The organism is Hyphococcus flavus, assembly GCF_028748065.1.
Classification (GTDB): domain Bacteria; phylum Pseudomonadota; class Alphaproteobacteria; order Caulobacterales; family Parvularculaceae; genus Hyphococcus; species Hyphococcus flavus.
Window position 1 is genome coordinate 3,030,479 of the sequence record NZ_CP118166.1, and the last position, 24,367, is coordinate 3,054,845.

Here is a 24,367-nt window from a genome sequence, read left to right on the forward strand (position 1 = left end):
AATGTTGCGTTTCAATATGATGCATAAACTGAAACGGCGAAGACAAGGGTTTCGCAGCGACGCTGACGGATCGACAGCGGTGGAATTCGCTATCGTTGCGCCGCTGTTCCTGACCATCATGTTCTCGATCTTCGAGGTCGGGTGGTTCTATTTCGCCAATTCCGTTGTGGACGCTTCTGTTGGCGATATGGCGCGCCTCGTGAAAACTGGCCAGGTGCAAGGCTGGGACGGCACGGACGAAGAAAAATATGACGATCTCTATGACCGGGTCTGCAAAATTGTGAAATCATTTGGCGGCTGTGAAAACCGCCTGACGCTGGAAGTCGACACGTTTGACACGTTTTCGGATCTCGCCGCCAACAACACCCCGCCTACCTGCGCAGATGCTCCGCCAGAGGATCTCGCCGCCCTTCCTTTTGATCCGGGTGAGGAACTGCAAATCATCAGGGTTCGCGTTTGCTACATCTACACAACGCTGAACCCGGCGATCGGCGTCAACCTCGCCGAACCGGGCACCAATCAGCGGCGCATCATTTCAACAATGATATTCCGTAACGAACCTTATGAACTCAACAATCGCGAAGAAGACTAGGTGAGCAAAGCTATGGGACATCGTAACAAATCTTTGCTGAAAGAATGGCGGCGCTGCCAGAGCGGTCTGGCGGCGACGGAGTTCGCCATGTTGCTGCCGGTCCTGGTCATAATGTTCTTCGGTCTTGTTGAGGCGTCGGACGCCATGACGGTGAACCGAAAGGTTGCGATCTCCGCCAACACCCTCGCCGACCTCGCCGCCCAGTCAGAACAACTTTACATCTCTGACATCGATGATCTGTTCGAGGGCGTCATGGCGATTGTCGAACCCCACGACCCGAACGGTATGCAGTTAAAACTGGTCAGCGTCGTGCTGGACGCGGATGACGACCCGGTTGTTCATTGGAGCCGTGATCACGCCGGGGGCATTCCATACGCTGAAGGCGCAGCCTACACGAATTTGAGCGACGATGATGTGGTCAGCTCCAGCTCATCGATTATTGTCGTTGAAATGGTCTACAACTACTCGCCATCGTTGACGAGCCATGTCATCGAGGCGCCGCTTGTCTTCAACCGGCAGTCGATCCGCTGGCCGCGTGTTACAAATCGCGTCCAGCTTTGCGACGATCAGGACAATTGCACGACTTAAATTAGCGAGTGAGCGGCTTGTATTTGATCCGGCGCGGCACATCAGCGTCGGGTCCCAGCCTGCGTTTTTTGTCTTCCATGTAGTCTTCGAAGTTGCCCTCGAACCATTCCACGTGGCTGTCGCCTTCAAAGGCGAGAATATGCGTCGCGATACGGTCGAGGAACCAGCGGTCGTGCGAGATAATGACGGCGCAGCCGGCAAAGTCCTCAAGCGCGCGCTCAAGCTCCCGCAGCGTATCCACATCGAGATCGTTGGTCGGTTCGTCGAGAAGCAAGAGGTTGGCGCCCTCAGTCAGCATTTTCGCCAGTTGAACGCGGTTGCGCTCCCCGCCGGAAAGGCTCCCGACCTTCTTTTGCTGATCACCGCCTTTGAAATTGAACCAACTCACATAGGCCCGCGATGGAATTTCGCGCTTGCCAAGCTGGATAACGTCCAGCCCACCGGAGATTTCTTCCCAAACGTTCTTATTGGCATCGAGTTCTTCTCTCGACTGGTCCACATAGCCAAGTTTGACGGTTTCGCCGACCCGCAACGCGCCGTCATCGGGTTGTTCCTGCCCTGTCAGCATACGGAAGAGCGTGGTTTTACCGGCGCCGTTCGGACCAATGACGCCGACGATCCCCCCCGGAGGTAATTTAAAGGACAAGTCCTCGTATAGCAGCTTGTCGCCGAACGCTTTCTTCAGGCCTTCCGCCTCGATGACAACACCGCCAAGGCGCGGTCCCGGCGGAATTTGAATTTGCGCGGTGTTGATATCTTCTTTCGACGCCTTGTTGAGCAACTCATCATAGGCGTTGATACGCGCCTTTGATTTTGCCTGCCTCGCCTTCGGACTGGACTTGATCCATTCTGATTCGCGATCAAGCGACTTTTGCCGGTTGCCTTCCTCGCGTTTTTCCTGCTCGAGACGTTTTCGTTTTTGTTCGAGCCATGAAGAATAGTTGCCTTCGTAAGGAATGCCCCTGCCCCGATCGAGTTCGAGAATCCAGCCGGTAACGTTATCCAGGAAATATCGGTCGTGCGTCACAAGCACGACGGCGCCTGGATATTCCTGCAAGTGATGTTCAAGCCAGGCGACGGATTCCGCATCAAGATGGTTGGTCGGTTCGTCGAGCAACAGTAAGTCAGGCTTTGACAACAGCAAACGCGCAAGGGCGACACGTCGCTTCTCACCGCCAGAGAGTTTTTCCACGGCCCAATCGCCGGGCGGGCAACGCAGCGCCTCCATGGCCATTTCGATTTTTGAATCGAGGTCCCAGCCATCAGCCGCGTCGATTTCTTCCTGCAGCTTCGACATTTTCTCCATGAGCTCGTCTGAGTAATTTTCCCCAAGCTCCATGGAAACGGCGTTGAATTCATCAATCTTGGTTTTCAGATCGCCAGCCCCTTCGAGGACATTCTCGAAAACCGTTTTGCTGTTATCGAGTTCCGGCTCCTGCGGCAGGTAGCCAACCGTCGCGCCATCGGCTGTATAAGCCTCGCCCCCGAACTCCGTGTCCACGCCGGCCATAATCTTCAATAATGTCGACTTACCCGCGCCATTAACGCCGACAACCCCGATCTTGGCGTCCGGGAAGAACTGTAAGTGTATGTCTTCCAATATTTTTTTGCCGCCTGTGAACTGTTTTGTCAGGCCGGACATGAAGTAGATATATTGATATTTAGCCATAAGCCTTTGAGGCTCCTTTAGGAGTTTTTGCGTTGCAACGAAGGAACAGCGCGGCGTCTTATCGTGCTTATTACGGTATTTCAACGGATTGGAGCGTTTCCGATCTTGCGCACATCGCTTATATGGTATGGAAACGACGAGTAAGAGCGGGGATTGGGCGGCATGTCATACGTCGATAAAACACTGGCGGGCGGGGAAGAAGTTATTCACCGCGCCAATTTCAACTGGACCTACAGTTTCTTTCCGGTGCTCTGGTTCTCGCTTGGCGCAGCCGCGCTGGCGCTTATGTTCTTCATTCAATACGCCTCGGGCGTGCCTTATGAAGAATTGAAAGTTGGCTGGTGGTCAGCCGCGGTCGGCGGCGCGTGCGGTTCAATCATTCTGCTTAATCACATGATCATTCTGATCACGACCGAAATTGTTGTGACAACCTACCGCTTTGTCTTCAAAAAAGGTCTCATCTCTCGCGATACGCAGGAAGTCAGTCTCGGCAAGATTGAGGAAATCACTTTGCATCAATCCATCTGGGGACGCTTTTTGGGTTACGGTCAGCTTGTGCTGCGCGGTACAGGCGTTGGCGTCATCACCCTTCCCGATCTCGACGATCCGATCCGGCTGAGAAAGATTATCGAAAACGCCAAGTCGGCGCTGCGCGCTGATCAACGTAAACATAGGCGCGTCAACGAAGACGAAGACGATTACTAGGACATGGTATGAGATTTGGGCTGTTTGCTGTTGTTGCGTGTTCTTTTGTCTTAACCGCCTCATGCCTTGCTGACGTTCCTGAAACTGCAGAAGCCAATAGCACCTGGAGCGCGACCTATCGCGGCGCGGCTCAACAACTCGGCGGGTTATGGATTGGTGACGCGCGTACGGAGTTTGCTGAACAATCAGGTTTAAGCGCTGAAGACGCGGGTTTGGCGCTGCGTTATTTGCTGAGTTACCCTGTCGATGTCCTTACGGTTGAACACGTTCTGATCCGTTATCCGCATTACAATCCCACCGCCATAAAAGCTGACTTTGATCGCCTAACGACGCTCGGTTTTCTTGCAAGAAACAATCAAAACTGGACCATCACACCGGAGGGCGTCTCACTTATCAGTCACTGGTACGAAGCAGCAGAGAAATCCGCCAGCGTGCATGAGGAGAAAGCCTCGCATATTGATGACCACCTCCTGTATGTTCTGGACAAGATCGTTTCCAGCGCCTCCGCGCTAGAAGATCAGGGCATTAATCAAAGCATCAATTGGCGATTGAACCATCGCTTCAGGGCTGGCGATGAAAGTCCTCTTCTGGTCAAAATTGACGAACGTGTTTGGGACTATATCGCTTTCATCAACGATAATGCCCATTACCGTGTTGACCGGTATGATCGCGCCAATCCGGATATCATCCCTGACCGCATTATGGATGACCCGCTCGCCAAAGAGCTTTTTGCAGCTATGCGTTCCGACCGTGAATATCCTCTTACACGATGCACAGAGCACAGGATCTGGCGCAATGGCGAACAGACCTGTGCAGCTTCATTATCGAGGCTCGAAGCAGTGGGCTGGATTGAGGAAGACACAGAGGGCGTATTCAAGCAGACACAAAAAGGGGCGGAGCTTTTTAATGAAATTGAAGCGCTCACCGATGCCCGTTTGTACAGCACCTGGTCTGAAGTCAGTGTCGAAGAGTACGAACGCTACATGGAAATTCTCGAGTCTATCCCCAACCTGATCGAGAATTAGAGCAGGTAATTTCGCTACCAGACATTACACTATTCAAGCGCGCCATAAGTAATCGCCCTCACCCGGTCGCGAGCACGCGACGGGGGCGTGTTTGGGCCCGGCATCGCTTGCGTCATCAACACTTCAGCAACACCAAGTTCCGGAGTAATAAAAAACGAGGTGTCCCAGAACCCTGACCAGCCCCACTCTCCCTTCGCTGCGGCGCGTCCGAAATACCCTGGCGTCCGGATCGTGGCGCCACCAAGACCAAAGGTAATACCATCGCGCTTCCAGTTCTCCGGCAGCGTATTGAACGGCGTATGATCGCTCATCATCAGCACGACTGTTGCGGGAGATAGAATGCGGGCGCCGTTAAGCTCACCCCCATTTAGAAGCATCATCATAAAACGCGCATAATCCGGCGCCGTGGAGACCAAGCCACCACCGCCTGAAGCCAATCCAAACCCTTCATCTGTTATCGGATCGCGAACCATCTCTCCTTGATCGTTAAAAGCATTCATGGCGGCCAGCCGTGTCGTGTCGGTTTCTTCAAGAAAGAACTCCGTATCGTTCATCCCCAGCGGGGCGAAGAGGTTTTCTTCCATATATAATCCAAGTGGTTGACCGCTTGCGACTTCGATCACCCTGCCCACGACATCAGTTGCAAAACTGTAGCGCCATTTTGTTCCTGGATCTTCATAGAGCGGCAGCGACGTCAATACTTCCATCCGCTCAGCAAGCGTGCCGGCGTCGCCATAAAGGTCGGCGGCAAGATAGGCTTTGCCGATATCCGTTTGTTGATCGAACACATACCCAAGTCCCGCCATATGGGTCAGCAAGTCGTGAATAGTGATCGCCCGCGACGGTGGCCGGGTTTCAAATGTTCCATCATCATTCGCCGCATGAGAAATCGCGACCTGCATGCTGGCGAACGAAGGAATGTAGAGAGAAACAGGATCATTCAAGGCGACAACGCCGCGATCGACCAGCTGCATCATCGCAGCCGTCACCACAGGCTTGGTCATGCTGGCGATTAGAAAGCGCGTCTCCGCCGCCATAGGAACGTCATTGTATGGATCGGCCATGCCAACGGCCGTCTGATAGACAACGCCCTCTTTGGTCGCCACTAACGCGACGAAACCGGGTCGAATACCAGCATCAACCTCTTCCTGAAGCACGCCAGCAATATGCCCCAAGTGTTCCGTCGAAATCTGAACGTCGGAAACAACCGCAGATACAGTGTTTGATTGAGGCTCTACAGAACAGCCAAGCGCTGCCAAAGCTGCAATAGCCGCAGCTAGAAACTTTGCACTGTTCATGGAATCGTCCCCTCGCCCCGACTTAACCAAACGCAGCTTTTACAATAGTTTCAACGCCCTTGCGATCAATCGCATCGAACATCGCCTTTTTGTCGCTGTCCACATCAAACACGGCGATGAGTTCGCCTGCAGTGTCGAGTACCGGAACAACAATTTCCGATTCAGATCGAGCATCACAAGCAATATGTCCCGGAAAGGCGTGTACGTCTTCGACAATCTGCGTTTCACGTGTTGACGCAGCCACACCACAGACACCCTTGCCGAACGGTATACGCAAGCAGCCCATGGTCCCCTGATAGGGTCCGATCACCAGCTCTTCGGGCTTTTCTGGATCTACGAGATAAAACCCGGTCCAGAAATAATGATCGAACGCATGATGCAGAATATTCGATACGGTCGCCATACGCGCGATAACATGGTTTTCACCATCGATGACCGCGGCGATTTCTTTCGCTACCTCTTCATATCGAGCAGCTTTTTGGTCTGCGTTCATGTCACACTCACACTATGCTGAATTGAAGCGTCATGGCGTCTCCGATTGCGACTTTTATCTGGTCGCCCGGAACAACCGGGCCAACGCCATCCGGTGTTCCAGTAAAGATGAGATCGCCCGGTTTCAATTCAAATTGCCGCGACAGCGCCGCAAGAATCTCCGGAACTGACCAGATCATTTGCTCCAACGCCGCGTCTTGCCGCTTTTCATCATTGACGTATGTCTGCAATCGGGCGCCAGAAAGATTGCTGGCGTCTGCTGGCACAATGTCGCCTACTGGCGCTGAGAAATCGAACCCCTTTGCCGTGTCCCATGGCGCGCCGCCATCTTTCGCCTTCGCCTGATGATCGCGTCGGGTCAAGTCGCAGCCAGCGGCGTAGCCATAGATCAATGAAGCCACATCATCTTCCGCGGTGAAATCCTTACCCCCGCCCTTCAGCGCAACCACCAGTTCGCCTTCGAAATGCAGATTAGTCGTCGCTTGCGCATAGGGGATAGCTGCACCGTTCGCTGCGACGGCATCCGCTGGCTTTGTAAAGAACACCGGCGGCGATGATTTTGGGTCCCCGCCCATTTCGCGCACATGATCCGCATAATTGCGGCCGATACAGAAAATCCGCCGCACCGGAAATTTACTGCCGCCATAAACGGAGACGGTTGGTTGCGCGATGGGGTCGATAACAAAATCCATTCCCATTCCAGTCCAGCTAAAACTGCATTCCAATGCCGGCGGCAATCAATGTCACGCCAATCGCTGCCCCAATAAGCGGTATAATAAACCAGAACGCACGCGCTAAAAGCACATATGAGGCGCCAACAATGACGATCGCCATCCGCACGTAAACATCACTAAGAATATCCGGCCGCGCCAGCACGGCATAGATCACTACTGCGCCGTAGAACATCAACCCAATGCTGTGACTGAAGTGAAACCCCAGATAGGACAGCCAGAAATTCTTCACGTCTTTCCGTAAATTGATACGGGTCTGTTTTAACTCATCAAGCAGTTCTTTCTTCGCCGGGATAAAATGCTGGGGCTCTTTCATATCGCGTACGGTCAGGCGCAAGTGAAGCAAGCCAAGAATGAAGAACAAGAATCCGCCTGTTGCGGCCGCCCATTGCGCCATCGTCTATCAGCCTTTTTTCACTATGCGTTTGGTTGATGCGGGAAATTTCTTGAGCAGCGCTTGTGGCCTTACGGGCCGTTTTTCGAAATTGCCGCCGCAGTTTGGGCAAACGCCGTCAAGCACGCCATGCACGCAGCCAGGACAAAAGGTGCACTCGAATGTGCAGATATATGCCTCACAGTCGAATGGCAGGTCCGCATCGCAGTTCTCGCAATTGGGCCGAAGTTCAAGCATCTTGGTCTTCTTTATTATCAGTGCTTTTTTCGTCTTTTTCATCGTTCGGCCAGGATTTTACGTGTACGTCACGTTGCGGGAACGGAATTTCAATGCCCGCCTCCGCCAAGGCTTTGAATATCGCAAATCGCAAGTCCGTACGTACGCCAAGCCCTTCGGAAATATCGCGTAAAAACGCCCGCACCTCGAAATCTAATGACGACGCGCCAAAATCCATCCACGTGACGAACGGCTCCGGATAGGAAACAACCTTCGGATGGTCGTTGGCGCATTTCAGCAGTATTTCCTTCACCTTTTCGGGATCGGACCCATAAGAGACCCCTACAGGTACTATGATACGGCCAAGTTTGCTCTTATGGGTCCAATTGGTGACCGATGAGGAAATCAGTTCGGAATTAGGAACGATGATGGATGACCGGTCAAAGGTTTCGATTTCCGTTGATCGGACGCTGATCTTTTTGACCGTTCCCTCACCTGAGGTCGTAATAATCCAATCGCCGACTTTTATTGGCCGTTCGAACAACAAAATCAGGCCCGAAACAAAGTTGTTGACGATAGACTGCAAACCGAAGCCGATGCCGACGGAAAGGGCGCCAGCGATAAGCGCAAGATTGGAAAGATCAAACCCCAGCGTCGAAACGCTCAAAAACAGCGCAACAATCAGCCCAGCATAGCCCATCAGCGTAATCAGGGAGTTTTGAACGCCGGCGTCCGCCCGTGAATGAGCCAGCGGCCCGCGCTTTACTCCGGTCTGCACCAGACGGGTCACCGCCATCACAATGACAAAAACGATGATGGCGTAGATCAGCTTCGCGACGGAGGGAATGCGCACCCCGCCAATGTTGAAACCGAACAGCGCCTGCCCGCCCAGATCGCGCACCGTTTCACCGGGGACCCCAAACAAGATGAGAACAACTGGCAAAACGGCTATGGCGAGCAGCGTGTTAATGATCAGCCGAGACCAGAAACGAAAATTCTGAGATGCGGCTTCAGCGTCTTCCTTGTTTTCTTGTTCACCAGCCAGACGCATGCGGGTCAGGAACGCCATCTCGCTTAGCATTGCCCGTGCAAGCCAGGCGACGCCGATAATCAACGCGAGAAAACAAATCCGGGTCGTTATGAAATCAGCAAAAGCAACATAACCGGCGAGCGCGCCAAAGACGATGATGATGGCAAGCGCCCGACCGAAGCGGCGAACAAGCCGCCAACCGCCGCCCTTCGGTTTATTTTCCTCTTCGGCGCGCCAAAGGCGGCTACGGCATATAAGAAAAATTAAAACGCCAATCACGATAGAGGCGACGGCCTGCGTTAGCCTGATGAGCGCTGCGTCGGCCCCTGCTGCGTCACCAATAGTCACCAGCAACGTTTTCAATGAAAAGACGATGACGATCGCCATCGCGAGGCGGCTGACGATTTTGCCGCGTTCCACATCGATCGGTGCGATCCGCCATGCGGGGGACATGGGTGAGAAGAAACCCGAAGTGAAACCTGAAACCGTCAGTATCGCCAGAACGCTAACCCAGAACGCACGCGCCGCGTCTTCGCCTTGCTCCGTTAACACGCCGACAATGCGAAGCGTTTCGATGATGATGAGCCCGCCAATAATGCCTGGTATCGTCCGCGCAACCATGCGCAGACCCGCCACCAGTATTCTTCGTGCAGGCGTAGGCTTGCGCCGTTCAAGCTGGTCGGAAAAAGTTGAAGTGACCCATCTACTCACAGGACCGAACATCAACAACGATCCAACGATTGCGATAATGATGCCGGCCAGGGCGGGTGTAAAACCACCGCCGTTCTGTTTGGCACCGGACCAGTTTGTGAAATATCGTCCTATGCGAACTGCAACGTCGCTCGCTGATTGCCAGGCGCCGCCCCACACCGATGGCGATAGCGGCGATGCGCCGCGTGTTGCGAGCGACTGATAAAGCGCGCCGACTTTGGCGCCGGATATCCGCGTCAGCAGTTCGCCGCTCTCGTATATATTCGCCAGAACACGCGTGCGCTGGCCATTCAATTGTGCACGACTGCTCTCAAGCGTCGAGCGTTCCTCAGCAATGATATCGCTTTCGAGCGGATCGTTTTCGCCCGGCGCAGGGCCAAGCAGGTCAAGCTGCGCGCGATTTGCTTCCAGCTCACGCTCAATTGCAGAAAGCCTTGACCGGCTGCCGTCGCGGATCTCGCGCAAGCGGCTTTCAAGCGCATCCGGATCTTCGATTTCATCGCGTTCTACTGCCTGACGAACTTCAACGACAGCACGGCTCGCTTGTTCGATCTGACTTGACCGGTCGGATTGTGCTAGCGCGCCGACAAAGCTAGACAGCACCACAAGAAAGCTGAAAATAATAATACGAAATGAATGAGTTAGAGCCATTTCATGATCCTGAAGATTATCAAAAGGCCAAACCCGATCAAACCGCAGGCAAGAACGACCATCCAGAAGGCGACGGGATCATCAACGCCCGGCATGCCGCCCACATTGATGCCAAAGAGCCCGGTTAAAAATCCTAGCGGCAGGAAGATCGCCGCGACAACCGACAACACCATCATATTGCGGTTCATTTCCTCCGCACGCTGATCGGTTAGCTGATCCTGGAGGACCATTGCCCGTTCTCTGGCAGCATCAATTTCCTCCGTCAAACGCGTCACTTGATCCGCCACCTCCCGAAGATCAACTCGCACTGAAGTATCGAACAAAGCTGAATCATCCTGAGAAAGCCGGGTTAGCGCATCGCGTTGTGGCGCAATAAAGCGCCGCATCAACACGGCGTCATGACGCGCTTCGGCAAGCCGGGCGCGCAAACGATCGCCCGCGCCGGTCAGAATCTCATCCTCAATCTCATCGACACGGTCATCGATCTGCTCCACAAAAGGCGTCATTCGTTCGGTAAGCCGCCCCGCAATCCGCGCGAGCAACGCGCCGGCGCTGGCGATTTTCGCGCCTTCCATAATTTCGCCGCGAATATCCTGTGCAGCTTTGAGGCGACGACGCCTTGTAGTGACGACCCGTTTTTCACTCATCCAGATACGGATCGACACCATGTCTTCGGGTTCCGCGCCTTCATTGAGATTTACACCGCGCAGGTTGACCACGAGACCATTACCAAAACCCGTCACGCGCGGACGCGTTTCACCCGCTAATAATGCGCTTGCCGCCGCGTAAGGGATGTCTTTCTGTTTGCGGATCCAGCGACGCGTATCCTCATTATTCATATTGAGGTGCAGCCATATCCAGTCATAGTCGCTTTCGCTGGCGGCGACTTCCTCCCAACGCATCTCCGCAGCAACGCCATCCTTGAATCCAAACCCGAAGACAAAGGGCGGGCCAGCATCAAAATCTCCAGACGGCGGTGCAGCGCTAGTATCCTGCATTTAGCAGCCCTTTAAAGTATCTTCTGGCCGGTCTTCGCCCAGTCACTTAGAAATGCTTCAAGCCCTTTATCCGTTAGCGGATGTTTGACGAGCGACTTGATAACGCCTGGCGGTACCGTCGCGACATCTGCGCCAAATAACGCCGCGTCTTTCACATGGTTCGCGTTGCGGATGGATGCAGCAAGAATTTCCGTATCAAAGTCGTAGTTGTCATAGATAAGGCGAATATCGCGGATCAGTTCCATTCCGTCGATGTTGATGTCGTCAAGTCTGCCAATAAACGGTGAGATAAACGTCGCGCCTGCTTTCGCCGCCAACAGCGCCTGATTGGCGGAAAAACACAAGGTCACATTGGTGTCGATACCATCCGACGTCAGCGCTTTGCAGGCGATCAGTCCGTCAAAAGTCAGCGGCAGTTTAACCGTGACGTTATTAGCGATTTCCGCAAGCGACTTGCCCTCAGCGATCATGGCGTCGGCTTCAATAGCGGTCACCTCGGCGCTGACGGGACCATCTACAACATCGCAGATTTCCGCCACCACTTCGCGGAAGTCGCGGCCCGATTTCATCACCAGGCTCGGATTTGTCGTCACGCCGTCGACCAGTCCTGTTGGAATCAGCGATTTGATTTCATCAACGTCAGCGGTGTCCACAAAGAATTTCATTATGCATTCCCTTTAAAAGCCGTCGGGCCGTTATTTGCGCAAGCGTGAGCCCTGTCCATATGTCAGAGCACGCCAGCCCCATTCAAGCGGTCCGAACCGGAACCGCGCCAGCCACCACATGCTGAACGTAAGCTGTGCGGCCAAAATGACGATCATCACGCCATAGACCTGCGCCCGGTCGAGCGCTCCGTAAAGACCAAGTCCTACGCCAGTGAATATCAGATTCGCGATGACGGTCTGGCTGATATAGTTGGTCAGCGCCATGCGCCCCGCCGCTGTTAATGCGCGCATGGGCAAGGATGACGAAAAGAATTTCCACAAGACAAACACCAGCCCCACATGGCCGATTGTCATGGCGATCCGGGCGACCTGGTACGGAACCCATTCCAGCCATAACAGCGGCGAAAAATCCGCATCCCACCGGTTCCAGACAGCCCAGATGCGTAGAGCAAGCCCAATCGCATAGGCGCAAACGGCAAGCGTCACATAAAACCTGACGCTGCGCTCTCCAGTGATGATGCGCCATTTGTAAAACGCCATCCCGATCAGCATCATCATGAAGGCGTCGACGACCCACCAGGTCAGGCCCTCAGTTGAAACATCGACCTCGCTGGCGTTTGTTGAATAAACAGTGTCAACATCGCCTGTACGGTTTCCGATATCTTCTTGAATGATCGTATCGTAATCTCGCAGATACTGGGTTTCCTCTTCCCACGCGCCAAGCTTGTCCATTTGTTCATCGGTGATCTCGTCACCAGCCTCTATCATGGCTTGAATTGCCTGCGCCTCCAGACCGCGCCGCGTTTCAGGAAGTTCGGTAACGAACGTGTCGTGGAGCATGAAACCGGCGGCAATGAAGCCCGCCAGCAGCGCCAGCTTACGCGCTGACAAAATCCGGAACGGAAACACGATCAGACCGGCGATGCCGTAAATCAAAAGAATATCGCCAGGCATTAACAGCGCATAAGCATGAACAAGCCCGAACACGATGAGCCAAAGTGTGCGGCGGTAGTAAAGATCCGCAACCTTGATTGGCCCATCTGGATAGATCGCGCGCTGGGTAAAGAGGATCACTCCGGCGCCAAACATGAGAGAGAACAGCCCGCGCATGGATCCTTCGATGAAAATCTCGGTAAACGTCCAAAGACCGTAATTGAGGGCGCCATCGCCGCCGGCCAGCGTCGGGTAGCTGAACCCCAGCCACGGCATGGAAAAGCCGATAATATTGATGACGAAAATACCTAGGACAGCGACGCCGCGCAGCGCGTCCAGCCCGTCAATGCGTGAGGAAGCCGGGCTAGGTTGATCCATCGCCGCGGACGCAGATTGCAGATCACTCATTCGAGAAACTCCGCCCAACTCGCCCCTGCGGCGAAAACCGCCGGAGAATACCCGGGTTTGCGATCTTTCCTATTGGAAACTTTAGGATTTCTGGGAGCGGCGGCGGCATTCATCACGAGGTTGAGAAGCCGCATATAAAAAGGCTTGTTTTCTGGCTCGAGCGTTGAGATATGCGGGTTTGAAGGATGCGCGGGCACGGTGGAAAAATCCGAAGCACGCGCTTGTTTTTATTCACGGTTTTGACATGCTAACCGGCCAGAAGACGGGTGGGCCAATTTTATGGGTAAGATAACCCCCGAAAACCAATCGGTTGTTGTGCGTTTTGCGGGAGATTCCGGCGACGGCGTTCAGCTCTTGGGCTCGCAATTTGCGGAATCTACGGCGCTCGCCGGCTCCGACTTTTCAACATTTCCGGACTTTCCTGCGGAAATTCGCGCGCCCGTAGGGACGACCTTTGGCGTTTCGGCGTTTCAGATCAATCTTGGCGCAAGACGCATCTCAACTGCTGGCGACCAGCCAGACGTACTTGTGGCGCTGAACCCGGCTGCCCTGAAAGTAAACCTCCCGCTTTTACAGAAAGGCGCGCTGATTGTTCTGAATACGGACGCTTTCAACGAGCGGAACTTTTCCAAAGCGCACATAACCGCCGATCCACGCCAGACAGGTGAGCTTGACGATTATCAGGTCATTGAGATTGCGATCTCCACCCAGACCCTCGAAGCCGTAAAGCCGCACGGACTGTCAAAGTCGGACGCCGAACAGTGCAAAAACTTCTGGGCGCTCGGCGCCGTCTTGTGGATGTTCGGACGGGACCGCAAACCCATCGTCGAATGGGCGACGAAAAAATTTGCCAAAAAACCGTCGGAGATTCTGGCCGGCAACCTTGCGGCCCTCGACGCGGGCCATGCCTACGCCGAAACGGCTGAGCTTTCCGCCGAGATCCCACAATTCGTCATCGGCGAAGCGCCCATGGAAGCGGGCGAGTACCGCTCTATCACGGGCGCGGAAGCAATTGCGCTCGGCCTCGCCGCCGCCGGCGAACTCGCTGGCCGTGAGATCATGTTCTGCGGCTACCCGATTACCCCGGCGTCATCGATTTTGCATCACCTTTCAAAAATGGGCGACCTCGGCATTGCAACATTTCAGGCCGAAGACGAAATCGCCGCTTGTTGCGCTGCTATAGGCGCATCATTCGGCGGCGCCATCGGCGTGACGTCATCATCCGGTCCCGGCATCGCGCTCAAAACGGAGGCCATCGGCCTCGGCATGGCGGTCGAACTACCGCTCGTCATCGTCAACTCCCAGCGCGGCGGCCCTTCCACCGGCTTGCCGACCAAAACCGAACAATCAGATCTTTATCAGGCCGTCTACGGACGAAACGCCGACGCACCCTTGCCCGTTATCGCCGCTGCCGGTCCCGGTGACTGTTTCGATGCTGCAATTGAAGCTACGCGCGCCGCGATCCGCCACATGACGCCGGTTTTTCTACTGACCGATGGGTACATCGCCAATGCAGCGGGTCCGTGGGAATTGCCGAACATGGATGACTACGAACCGATCCTGTCGAACGCCGTCAACGGCGATGCGGCGGGCAAGAACAACCCGACCGAGCTTAAAAAAGCGATCTGGAACCGCGACCAGTCGAGCCTTGGCCGTCCATGGGTGGCGCCGGGCATGGAGGGGCTCGCCCATCGTATTGGCGGGCTCGAAAAAGATATTGAAACCGGCGACATTTCCTATGACGCAGCGAACCATCAGGCCATGTCTGATCTACGCGCGAAGAAAGTCGCTGCCGTCGCCGAGTTCATTCCCGATCAGGAAGTAGAACAAGGACACACCAAAGGACCGCTCGCCGTTGTCGGCTGGGGATCGACCCATGGAGCCATCTGGCGAGCGGTTGAGGAAGCGCGGAACGAGGGTCTCGACGTCGCACAAGTCCACCTGCGCTGGCTCTCGCCATTACCAAAAAATCTCAGGCGGCTGTTATCCGATTACGACCGCGTGCTGCTGCCGGAAATGAACATGGGCCAATGCGCGACTCTGTTGCGTGATAAGCTCGGCCTCAACGTCATCCAGCTCAACAAGACTTCCGGCCAGCCGTTTAAGGTCGCAGAAATTTTAGGCGCCATCCGCGAAAATTATCCCGGCGCAAAACAGGCGGCGGAGTAGGAAAAGAGTTATGAACAAACCTCTCACCGCAAAAGATTTTGCCACCGATCAGGAAGTGCGCTGGTGCCCCGGCTGCGGCGACTATGCGATCTTGAAATGCGTGCAGAAGACGCTCGCCGACGTTGAGGCCGACCCCAACAAGACCGTGTTCGTTTCCGGCATCGGCTGTTCGTCACGCTTTCCCTATTACATGAACGCCTATGGCTTCCACACGATCCACGGGCGCGCGCCGGCATTCGCTACGGGCCTGAAACTCGCAAACCCGGAGCTTGACGTGTGGCTCGTCACCGGCGACGGCGACGGGCTTTCCATCGGCGGCAATCATTTGCTGCATGTCTTGCGGCGCAATCTCGATACGCAGATTTTGCTGTTCAACAACGAGATTTACGGACTGACGAAAGGCCAGTATTCGCCGACTTCCCGTGTCGGCACGCGCTCGCCCTCAACACCTACAGGTTCCATTGATGCGCCCGTCTCGCCCGGGGCGTTCGCTCTCGGCGCCAATGCGCGTTTCATCGCCCGCGGCATCGACACGGATGCGAAAAACCTCTCGCCGGTGTTGAAAGCCGCGCGCGAATTCAAAGGCGCGGCATTCGTTGAAATCTTCCAGAACTGCATTGTCTACAACAAGGATCGGTTCGAAGATTTCGTCGCCAAGAAAACCGCGGCTGAAACACAAATCCATTGCGAGCATGGCAAGCCGCTGTTGTTTGCTAAGGGCGAAAAGGGCCTCAAACTCAACACGTCAACGCTGACGCTTGAGATTGTTGACGTGGGTGATAATGGCGTGCCCGTGGAAGACGTGCTTGTGCACGACGAAACCAACCGCGTCATGGCGCAAATGCTCTTGACGCTGCCCATGGGTTCTTACCCCATGCCGCTCGGCGTGATCTATCGCGACCCGGCGACCAGCTTCGACGACGCCTTCACCCATCACCACCCGACCCAGCGCAAACGCACAGGCAAAGTCGCCGACGCATTGCGCAAGGGAAGCGTTTGGAAGAAAAACTAAAAACGGAAGCGCTGATGTCAGTTATCGCCCCCTCTCGCCGATCGTTCTTTGGACTGTCGGCAGGCGCGGCAGGGTTAATGGCGGCAGCGCGCGCAACAGAAAAACCGATTCCTGAAGTTCGAGGCGCTGATCCTGTAACCCTGGCGCAGGACGAGAATTTCTGGTCCACAGTTCGCAGCCAGTATTATGTAACCAAGGCAGTCACCAATCTTGAAAATGGGTATTGGGGGATCATGGCTGCGCCGGTCATGCGCGCTTATCAGGCGCATACGGAACGCGTGAATTTCGATAACACCATTTATGCCCGCAGCGATCTTTACGGTGATCTTGATGCGGTCAATGAACGGCTTGCCGGTTTTCTCGGTGTCGGCCAGGATGAAATTCTACTGACGCGCGGCGCCAGCGAAGCCCTGCAAATTCTTATCGGCGGATATAACAAGCTCAAACCCGGCGACGCAGTTCTTTACGCCGACCTCGACTACAGCGCCATGAAGTCCGCCATGACCTGGCTGGAAAGTCGCCGCGGGGCGGAAGTCATCAAAATCAACCTGCCCGAACCAGCGACAAAAGCGTCTATCATTGACGCCTACCGTCAAGCATTTGAGCGTCATCCCAATCTGCGCCTTATGTTGCTGACCCACGTCAACAATCTCACTGGGCTGATCCATCCGGTTAGGGAGATTACCACACTGGCGAAGGAACGCGGCATAGACGTTATCCTCGACAGTGCACACGCACTCGGTCAGGTTGATTTCAATCTCAATAACCTCGGCGCCGATTTCATCGGGTTCAATCTCCATAAATGGATTGGCGCGCCGATTGGCTGTGGCCTTATCTACATTAAGAAAGACCGCATCAACGATATCGACCGGTTCATGAACGAGCCAGGCGCCGGGGATGATATCCGCACTCGCGCGCATACTGGCACGCTGAATTTCGCAGCGCATTTGGCGATACCGGACGCGCTGGACTTTCATGAGATAGTCGGGGGATCGACTGCAAAAGAAGCGCGTCTCAGATATCTGCGAAACCTTTGGGTGCAAGCGGCGAGAGATATTCCCGGCGTTGATATTCTAACCCCTGATGACCCGGACATGGTCGCGGCGCTCACGTCGTTCCGTATCAAAGGACGTAAAACAACCGAAGAAAACAACACTATCGTCGATGAATTGAAGGAAAAGCACGGGATATTCACGGTACGGCGTACGGGCCCCGCCGCCGGCGACTGCGTGCGCGTCACGCCCGCGCTCTACAATACGCCAGAAGAGATGGCGCTTTTGCCGAAAGCACTGACGGCGCTAAGCTGAACGGTAATTCTACTCCATAAGAAGCGCTACTGCCCCACCAGGCGAGTATAAATGATCGCGCCGACAAACAGCACCGTCAAAAGCAAAAAGAATCCGCCCGACAGCCACAGCGGAATGCGCGAGGCGAAACGCTGCAGTCCTGTAGCACTGACGATGCGTCCTGCGATGGAACCGGCAATCGCTGCGATCAGCCCGTAACCCTGCCATTGCAGGAATGCAGAGACGCGGTTCCAGCCGCGGGTGAAGCCGCTGCCGTCTGCTTCCAGCGTCATATAGGCGTTAAAGCCGAGATAAACACACACCGCCCACGCGATGAGGCAGACCCAGACCATGAGACCGGCGATCATACGCATCGCTCTAGTCTCCCTGCCAGTAGGACGAATATTCAGTACCCGTCCAATAGATCAGCACCGACGAGGCGCCTTCCTTGCCAATGGTAATCGCGTCGCCTTTCAGCGCCGGTGGCGGCGTCCCGCCCGCACCCTGGTTTGCCGGGCCGGTATGCAAGCTCCACCAATCGACCGAGTCGAAATAGGCGGGCGTCAAATGCGCGCCCATGCGTCCCGTCATGCCTACGACGTTTCCGTAGGTAAGCGCCCGGCAGAAGAATAGCCCGCGCTTGCCATCGGCTTTTCGGATGATGGGAACCACCTGATCGTGTGCGTCGTCGGCGTCGAAATCGCCTCCCAGCTCCACCGGGGTGAGATACGGCGTAATTTGATAGCGCTCATAATCGAGCCCGCATGAGCCCATCATCTCAATCAATTCGGGCGTGACCTTACGAAGCTCGGTCATTTCCGCGACCTCCGCTGCTTCAAGCTGATATTCACGTTCCGTCTTAGGCCATGTCATGCAGACATTGAATTTCAGATAGTTGAGACGGGCTCTTTCACCCTTGTCGAGGTCGGCGAGGCCCATATCCTTGATCGTCAGCGCACCGCGTCCCGGCTGGTCCTGCGGATCGACCCCGCCAGCGTCGTTAGGCCGGTAGCCGCCCGTGCCCGTAAGCGCCGGATCGAATCCAAACAACCGCAAGCCCTGGGGCGCGTTGACTTCGCCCGTGTTCGGCCCGGTGTTGTCAGCATTCCTGAAATGCCAGCCGTAAATCTGGCGCGGGTTCGGCCCATTTCGCGGCGGCGTCATCTGAGTCAGGTCGAGGCCATTCTCGTCATTGAGTCGAATGTCCCAACCATGGCTCGAACGCTTTAACTGAAACGTCCAACCGGGCCCTTCGATATATTCGTTGAAATCGCGATTACCCGCCACTTCGCGTGAGAGCAACACCGCGCTGCGCCCCTCTGTGGGTTCGCATTTTTGCGCGAATGCCGGCGCCAGCGATGCCAGCAACGCAGCAACTCCAACGATAGAGATTTTGATAGACCGCATGAAACTCCCCCTTTGATGCGTCAGCTTTTCAGCGCAGCCTCCGTCGCATCGGCGAAAATGTCGAGCCCTTCGTTCAGTAGGTCATCCGAAATCACCAGCGGCACGAGGCTGCGCAGGCACTGGGCGTAGGCGCCCGCTGTGGTCATGATGAGACCGCGTTTGCGTGCTTCCAGCAAGATTGCAGCCGCAGCGTCGCCATTTGGCTTGTTAGGGTCGCCATCCTTGACGAATTCCAGCGCCATCATGCCGCCCACGCGGCGCACGTCGCCGATCACGCCCTTGCCGACGCCCGACTGCAGTTCTTTCCAGCGTTTTTCCGTCTGGGCGCCGATTTCTTCTGCACGCTGTAAAAGCCCCTCTTCCTCTATGATCTGGAACACAGCGAGCGCGGCCGCGCAAGCGACCGGATTGCCGCCATAAGTGGAACCCATAGAGCCCGGCACGACCTTATCCATCAGTTCCGCCTTGCCCGTAAGCGCAGACAGCGGCAGGCCGGCGGCAATGGATTTCGCAACGCAGATAAAGTCCGGCTCAACGCCCGCTTTTTCAAAGGCAAAGTAATGACCGGTGCGGCCCATGCCGGACTGGATTTCGTCCGCAACCAACAAGATGCCGTGTTCGTCGCATTTCTTGCGCAAACCTTCGAGAAACTCTTTCGGCGCCGGATTAAAGCCGCCCTCGCCCTGCACCGGCTCGACAATCATCGCAGCGACTTCATTGGCGTTGATCGCCGTTTTGAAAATGTGATCGAGACAGGAGAGCGACCCCTCGACCGAGATACCATGATATTGATCTGGATACGGTGCATGAAACACCGCCGGCACGTAGGGACCGAACCCGACTTTGTAAGGCTTCGACTTGCCCGTCAGCGTTGTCGCCAAAAGCGTACGACCGTGAAATGCGCCCTCAAATGCAATTACACCAGGGCGCCCCGTAATCTGGCGGGCAAATTTGATTGAATTCTCTACCGCCTCGGCGCCGGAATTAAAAAGCGCTGTTTTCTTCGGCGTATCGCCAGGCGCTAATCGGTTCAGGTTTTCGCATACCTCAATATAGCTTTCATACTGCGCGATGCCGAACGCAGTATGGATGAACTCTTCCGACTGCTTTTTGATGGCTTCAACGACTTTCGGATGCGCGTGTCCTACATTCAAGACACCGATGCCGCCAATGAAGTCGATATAACGCTTACCCTCGACGTCCCATAGCTCGGCGCCCTTGGCCCGGGCCGCATAAATCCCTGATTTGGATGGCAAGCCTAGAGGGCAAGCCTCGTCACGACGGGCTTTCAGGCTTTCATTACTGGCGAATTCGTTTTTTCCGTGGTCCATCGGGGCGGCTCCGCTTTTGAGGCGATCAGGTAACGCCGCTCTAGCACGTTAAAATATAAAGTGAAGGGGCTGCGTCCCGGCCTTTTATTAAGCGCCCTAACGGCTAGGATAGCACCATGTTTACCAAGTTTTTCCATGAGCTGAAATCCGCCGGTCTACCCGTTTCACTGCGCGAGTATTTGACCCTGGTGGAAGCGATGAACGCTGACCTCGCTAACCGCAAGGTTGAGGATTTTTATTATCTCTCACGTTCCGCCCTGGTGAAGGACGAACGCAATCTCGATAAGTTCGATCGTGTTTTCGCACATGTGTTCAAGGGGCTGGAGTCAATTTCCGAAGACCTGGCGGCGGAAATCCCTGAGGACTGGCTGAAGCTGATGACCGAGCGTTACTTCACCGAAGAGGAAATGAAGGAGATCGAAGCGCTCGGCGGCTGGGACAAACTGATGGAGACGCTGAAAGAACGGCTGAAAGAACAAAGTAAGCGTCATCAGGGCGGAAATAAATGGATCGGCACGGGCGGCACGTCACCATTTGGTTCCGGCGGCTACAATCCGGAAGGCGTGCGGATTGGTAATGAAGGCAAACGTCAGGGCCGCGCCGTCAAGGTCTGGGAAAAGCGAGAATATAAAAACCTTGACGACTCAATTGAGCTTGGCACTCGCAACATCAAAATGGCATTACGCAAATTACGCAAGTTCGCGCGCGAAGGCGCGCCCGATGAATTCGATCTCGACAACACTATCGATGCGACAGCGCGCGCAGGGTATCTTGACATCAAAATGCGCCCCGAACGGCGTAACACAATCAAGGTGCTGATCTTTTTTGACGTTGGCGGATCAATGGATCCGTTCATCAAAATTTCTGAAGAACTTTTCTCTGCCGCGCGCGCCGAATTCAAACATATGGAATATTTTTACTTCCACAATTGCCTTTACGACTACGTATGGAAGGACAACCGCCGCCGCTGGTCGGAAAAGACACCCACATGGGACGTGCTGCATAAATACCCCCATGACTACAAAGTTATTTTTGTCGGCGATGCATCCATGTCGCCTTACGAAATTACCGTCCCGGGCGGGTCGGTCGAATATTTCAATGAAGAAGCCGGGGCGATCTGGATGCAGCGGCTGACTGGTATCTACGAGCGTGCTGTGTGGTTAAATCCGGTGCAACAAGACAATTGGGATTATGTGCCGTCAACGCAGCTCATGCGGGAACTATTGAGTAACCGTATGTATCCGCTGACGCTCGGCGGAATAGAAAAGGCAATGGCGGAACTCAAACGTTGATCAGACCTTCTTCGCGACCACCCACGACATTCTGCGCGGCCTCAATCACATCCTTGGATTTGCGCTTAAGCGCTTCGAGCAACATCTTGCGCGCTTTTTCCTTATTGCCGACATCGCCAGTCAACGTCTCCGCTTCCTGACACAAATCACCAACATCCCAGGCGCCTACGCCACGTGCGGCGCCTTTTAACGTATGTGCAGTGTTTTTCCAGGAGTAATCGTCAATAGCCGGATCGAACTTTTCCAGAAGCATTCCAAGCTGTTCAACAAAGATGCTAAGCACTTCATCGCGCAACGTATCGTCGCCCATGACATACTTATTGAGATGGTTGAAATCGATCGCACTTGCCGCCGTCATAACTATCAGCCTGTCTTTGCATGTTTAATGACGAAAATGTAAGGCGCGATTGCTACAATGCCGTTAAAATTTTATCAGCCAGCGTTAACAGCACATTAATAAATTAAGGCCGCGTTTTCATTTTAAAAACGCGGCCTTGTTTGGGTTTTACCGATTTTGGCGAAGACAATTAGTTGTTAGGATCGTCATCTTCAGTGGCTTCGTCTGCCGCTTCTTCTGCTGTCTCTTCAGCTTCGTCGGCTGCAGCTTCAGCATCATCCATCATATCACTGGCGGCTTCTTCGACATCGCTCGCCATTTCATCCATGGCTTCGCCGGCATCTTCAGCCATTTCTTCAGCTTCGTCCATGGCGTCGCCCGCCATTTCCTCGGCTGAGTCCATTGCATCACCAGCCATCTCGCCGGCCTCATCCATGGCGTCGCCAGCCATGTCGCCCGTGTCTTCAGCGGCTTCTTCCATGGCGTCCGCGGCGCTGTCGCCTTCATCAGATGACATAGCGTCATCTACATCATCGGCCATGTCTTCGGCTGCGTCCGCTGCATCATCAGCAGCATCTTCAACGGCTTCCACAGCATCATTTGTCGTCGATTCAGCATCGCGATTGGTCAACTTCATCAGTCCGATAATGACCGCTAAAGCGACTGCGATCACAAGAAGTATTCTAAGCATATCTGCCCCTTCCTCATTTACTCTTTTGAGCCCGATGTCCGCCGCACGCCCCGTATATGCCCGCGCTCATGCGGTATCTGCTCTCTGTACGGCGCAGTTATTTTACCGGCTTTCTTTAGCCTGGTAAATGCCGCCGCCCACCCCAAAAGTCCCGAACTTATTACAGATTCGATAGTAATTTCGCTGGGTTAGCGCTTGCGAAGCCATTAAAGCCCGCTTAAACCCCCAGTTTCCCGCCAATTAACGACCAAAAGAAATACTGAGGTACAGATGACGGATTTGTCGGTTTTTCTCGGCAAAAGCGAGACGCCACAATCGCTGGCGCTGAAATACGCCAACCGGCACGGGCTGATTTCAGGCGCGACCGGCACCGGCAAGACCGTCACCTTACAGATCATTGCAGAAGGTCTCTCACAGGCTGGCGTCCCTGTATTTGTTGCAGATGTCAAAGGCGATCTCGCGGGGCTCTCTCACCCGGTAAAAATGAAAGATTTCCTGCTCAAGCGTGCAGAGACAATCGAATTCAAGGACTATGAGCCCGGCAGTTTTCCGGTCTGCTTCTGGGATCTTTTTGGACAAAAAGGTCACCCCATCCGCGCGACGGTTTCAGAGATGGGGCCGCTGTTACTCTCCAGACTGCTCGACCTCAACGAAACACAGGAAGGCGTGTTAACGCTCGCATTCCGGCTGGCCGATGATGAAGGCCTGTTATTGCTCGACTTAAAAGATCTGCGTTCTTTACTGGTGGAAATAGCAAACCGTGCGAAAGAATTATCCGCCGAATACGGTCATGTTTCTCGCGCTTCCGTTGGCGCCATTCAGCGGCGTCTCCTTGCCTTGGAAGAACAAGGCGCGGAGAATTTCTTTGGCGAGCCCGCCCTAGAGCTAAATGACTTTCTGACGACCGATGAAAACGGCGCGGGCGTTATTAACATTCTGGCTGCAGATAAGTTAATGCAAACCCCGAAACTCTACGCGACGTTTTTGCTTTGGCTGTTATCCGAGCTGTTTGAAGAACTGCCGGAGATTGGCGATCCGGATAAGCCGAAGCTGGTTTTCTTTTTCGATGAGGCGCATCTTCTGTTTGATGACGCTCCGAAGGCGCTGGTTGAAAAAGTCGAACAGGTTGTTCGTCTGATCAGGTCGAAGGGCGTCGGCGTATTTTTTGTAACGCAAAATCCGCTGGATGTGCCTGATTCTGTGTCCAGCCAGCTCGGCAACCGTGTGCAGCACGCACTGCGCGCATTCACCCCGCGTGAGCAGCGCGTCGTGAAAGCCGCAGCGGAGACTTTCAGGCCCAACCCCGCCTTTAAAACTCTCGACGTCATCACTGAACTTGGGATTGGCGAGGCGCTGGTGTCCACACTTCAAAGCAAAGGCGTCCCGGGTATGGTTGAACGGACGCTCATCCGTCCGCCGTCATCGCGCATGGGATCAATTACCAAGGCAGAACGAACGCAAATCATGCGCTATTCAGACATGGCCGATAGATATGACGAGTCGATAGACCGTGAGTCCGCCTATGAAGTGCTGCAGGAACGCTCTGAAAAACGCATGAAGGCGGAGGAGAAGGCTCGTAAAAAAGAAAAGAGCGCGAGATCCAGCAAAAGAAAAACCACAAGACGTTCAAACCGGCAAACTGTCAGCGAAGCAGCATTTAAAACAGCGGCTCGTACGCTCGCGCGTGAATTGGTCAGGGGTGTGCTAGGCAGCCTCAAGCGGCGATAGGCGAATGG

At 54.7% G+C, this 24,367-nt stretch carries 24 protein-coding genes; 9 read left to right on the forward strand and 15 right to left on the reverse strand.

Annotated elements, in window-relative coordinates:
• The first annotated feature begins 1 nt into the window (after position 1).
• Both PUV54_RS14540 and PUV54_RS14545 read left to right on the forward strand, forming a co-directional pair.
• A complete protein-coding gene (locus tag PUV54_RS14540; protein WP_274492989.1) occupies positions 2-592 on the forward strand; it encodes a TadE/TadG family type IV pilus assembly protein in 591 nt (196 codons plus the stop codon).
• Entirely contained in the window at positions 593-1,180 is a 588-nt protein-coding gene (locus PUV54_RS14545; protein ID WP_274492990.1) for a TadE/TadG family type IV pilus assembly protein, read from the forward strand. It begins immediately after the preceding gene.
• Position 1,181: 1 nt separating this feature from the next.
• Here the strand turns inward: PUV54_RS14545 and ettA are convergent, their stop codons facing one another.
• The gene (ettA, locus tag PUV54_RS14550) at positions 1,182-2,849 is read right to left on the reverse strand and encodes an energy-dependent translational throttle protein EttA (protein ID WP_274492991.1); all 1,668 of its coding nucleotides are present in this window, start codon (positions 2,847-2,849) and stop codon (positions 1,182-1,184) included.
• 162 nt (positions 2,850-3,011) lie between these two features.
• Between ettA and PUV54_RS14555 the strand changes: the two genes are divergently transcribed.
• Together PUV54_RS14555 and PUV54_RS14560 are read left to right on the forward strand one after the other, a co-directional pair.
• A complete protein-coding gene (locus PUV54_RS14555) occupies positions 3,012-3,554 on the forward strand; it encodes a PH domain-containing protein (protein ID WP_274492992.1) in 543 nt (180 codons plus the stop codon).
• Positions 3,555-3,562: 8 nt separating this feature from the next.
• Entirely contained in the window at positions 3,563-4,579 is a 1,017-nt protein-coding gene (locus tag PUV54_RS14560; protein ID WP_274492993.1) for a helix-turn-helix domain-containing protein, read from the forward strand.
• 29 nt (positions 4,580-4,608) lie between these two features.
• Here the strand turns inward: PUV54_RS14560 and PUV54_RS14565 are convergent, their stop codons facing one another.
• Genes PUV54_RS14565 through PUV54_RS14600 form a run of 9 tightly spaced genes read right to left on the reverse strand, consistent with a single transcriptional unit; the run spans position 4,609 to position 13,106 of the window.
• Positions 4,609-5,877 (reverse strand): serine hydrolase domain-containing protein, encoded by a 1,269-nt coding sequence (locus tag PUV54_RS14565; RefSeq protein ID WP_274492995.1) that lies wholly within the window; start codon positions 5,875-5,877, stop codon positions 4,609-4,611.
• 22 nt (positions 5,878-5,899) lie between these two features.
• Positions 5,900-6,370: a GAF domain-containing protein gene (locus tag PUV54_RS14570; protein ID WP_274492997.1), complete on the reverse strand. Its 471-nt coding sequence runs from the start codon at positions 6,368-6,370 to the stop codon at positions 5,900-5,902.
• Positions 6,371-6,377: 7 nt separating this feature from the next.
• On the reverse strand, positions 6,378-7,061 hold the full coding sequence (locus PUV54_RS14575; protein ID WP_274492998.1) for a fumarylacetoacetate hydrolase family protein: 684 nt from the start codon (positions 7,059-7,061) through the stop codon (positions 6,378-6,380).
• A 16-nt stretch (positions 7,062-7,077) separates the two neighbouring features.
• Complete coding sequence (locus PUV54_RS14580; protein WP_274493000.1) at positions 7,078-7,497, reverse strand: LIC_13387 family protein; 420 nt, start codon at positions 7,495-7,497, stop codon at positions 7,078-7,080.
• A gap of 6 nt (positions 7,498-7,503) precedes the next feature.
• The gene (locus tag PUV54_RS16700; RefSeq protein WP_420797879.1) at positions 7,504-7,731 is read right to left on the reverse strand and encodes a DUF1272 domain-containing protein; all 228 of its coding nucleotides are present in this window, start codon (positions 7,729-7,731) and stop codon (positions 7,504-7,506) included.
• Positions 7,724-10,102, reverse strand: coding sequence for a DUF3772 domain-containing protein (locus PUV54_RS14585; RefSeq protein WP_274493001.1), 2,379 nt, complete (start codon positions 10,100-10,102; stop codon positions 7,724-7,726). The genes PUV54_RS16700 and PUV54_RS14585 overlap by 8 nt, the downstream gene beginning before the upstream one ends.
• Positions 10,093-11,100 carry a zinc transporter ZntB gene (locus PUV54_RS14590; RefSeq protein WP_274493003.1) on the reverse strand — a complete coding sequence of 336 codons (1,008 nt, stop codon included), beginning with the start codon at positions 11,098-11,100 and terminating at the stop codon, positions 10,093-10,095. The genes PUV54_RS14585 and PUV54_RS14590 overlap by 10 nt, the downstream gene beginning before the upstream one ends.
• 11 nt (positions 11,101-11,111) lie before the next feature.
• On the reverse strand, positions 11,112-11,765 hold the full coding sequence (gene fsa, locus PUV54_RS14595; RefSeq protein WP_274493004.1) for a fructose-6-phosphate aldolase: 654 nt from the start codon (positions 11,763-11,765) through the stop codon (positions 11,112-11,114).
• Between the two features lie 30 nt (positions 11,766-11,795).
• Positions 11,796-13,106: a DUF418 domain-containing protein gene (locus PUV54_RS14600; protein ID WP_274493005.1), complete on the reverse strand. Its 1,311-nt coding sequence runs from the start codon at positions 13,104-13,106 to the stop codon at positions 11,796-11,798.
• 279 nt (positions 13,107-13,385) lie between these two features.
• Between PUV54_RS14600 and PUV54_RS14605 the strand changes: the two genes are divergently transcribed.
• Genes PUV54_RS14605 through PUV54_RS14615 form a run of 3 tightly spaced genes read left to right on the forward strand, consistent with a single transcriptional unit; the run spans position 13,386 to position 17,594 of the window.
• Positions 13,386-15,275, forward strand: a complete 1,890-nt coding sequence (locus PUV54_RS14605; RefSeq protein WP_274493006.1) for a 2-oxoacid:acceptor oxidoreductase subunit alpha — start codon at positions 13,386-13,388, stop codon at positions 15,273-15,275.
• A gap of 10 nt (positions 15,276-15,285) precedes the next feature.
• Positions 15,286-16,287 carry a 2-oxoacid:ferredoxin oxidoreductase subunit beta gene (locus PUV54_RS14610; RefSeq protein ID WP_274493007.1) on the forward strand — a complete coding sequence of 334 codons (1,002 nt, stop codon included), beginning with the start codon at positions 15,286-15,288 and terminating at the stop codon, positions 16,285-16,287.
• 14 nt (positions 16,288-16,301) lie between these two features.
• On the forward strand, positions 16,302-17,594 hold the full coding sequence (locus PUV54_RS14615) for an aminotransferase class V-fold PLP-dependent enzyme (protein ID WP_274493008.1): 1,293 nt from the start codon (positions 16,302-16,304) through the stop codon (positions 17,592-17,594).
• Between the two features lie 26 nt (positions 17,595-17,620).
• On the opposite strand, the gene PUV54_RS14620 is transcribed toward PUV54_RS14615, so the two are convergent.
• Genes PUV54_RS14620 through gabT form a run of 3 tightly spaced genes read right to left on the reverse strand, consistent with a single transcriptional unit; the run spans position 17,621 to position 20,311 of the window.
• Positions 17,621-17,947 carry a hypothetical protein gene (locus PUV54_RS14620; RefSeq protein WP_274493010.1) on the reverse strand — a complete coding sequence of 109 codons (327 nt, stop codon included), beginning with the start codon at positions 17,945-17,947 and terminating at the stop codon, positions 17,621-17,623.
• Positions 17,948-17,951: 4 nt separating this feature from the next.
• Complete coding sequence (locus PUV54_RS14625) at positions 17,952-18,980, reverse strand: hypothetical protein (protein ID WP_274493011.1); 1,029 nt, start codon at positions 18,978-18,980, stop codon at positions 17,952-17,954.
• A 20-nt stretch (positions 18,981-19,000) separates the two neighbouring features.
• A complete protein-coding gene (gabT, locus tag PUV54_RS14630) occupies positions 19,001-20,311 on the reverse strand; it encodes a 4-aminobutyrate--2-oxoglutarate transaminase (protein WP_274493013.1) in 1,311 nt (436 codons plus the stop codon).
• A 116-nt stretch (positions 20,312-20,427) separates the two neighbouring features.
• Here gabT and PUV54_RS14635 point away from each other — a divergent pair, with 116 nt between their 5' ends.
• Positions 20,428-21,603 carry a vWA domain-containing protein gene (locus tag PUV54_RS14635; RefSeq protein WP_274493014.1) on the forward strand — a complete coding sequence of 392 codons (1,176 nt, stop codon included), beginning with the start codon at positions 20,428-20,430 and terminating at the stop codon, positions 21,601-21,603.
• Here the strand turns inward: PUV54_RS14635 and PUV54_RS14640 are convergent.
• On the reverse strand, positions 21,593-21,961 hold the full coding sequence (locus PUV54_RS14640; protein WP_274493015.1) for an Hpt domain-containing protein: 369 nt from the start codon (positions 21,959-21,961) through the stop codon (positions 21,593-21,595). The two genes, PUV54_RS14635 and PUV54_RS14640, sit on opposite strands and share 11 nt — an antisense overlap.
• 169 nt (positions 21,962-22,130) lie before the next feature.
• A complete protein-coding gene (locus PUV54_RS14645) occupies positions 22,131-22,631 on the reverse strand; it encodes a hypothetical protein (RefSeq protein WP_274493016.1) in 501 nt (166 codons plus the stop codon).
• Positions 22,632-22,901: 270 nt separating this feature from the next.
• On the opposite strand from PUV54_RS14645, the gene PUV54_RS14650 reads away from it, so the two are divergent.
• Positions 22,902-24,359, forward strand: coding sequence for a helicase HerA-like domain-containing protein (locus tag PUV54_RS14650; RefSeq protein WP_274493017.1), 1,458 nt, complete (start codon positions 22,902-22,904; stop codon positions 24,357-24,359).
• The last annotated feature ends 8 nt before the right edge of the window (positions 24,360-24,367 follow it).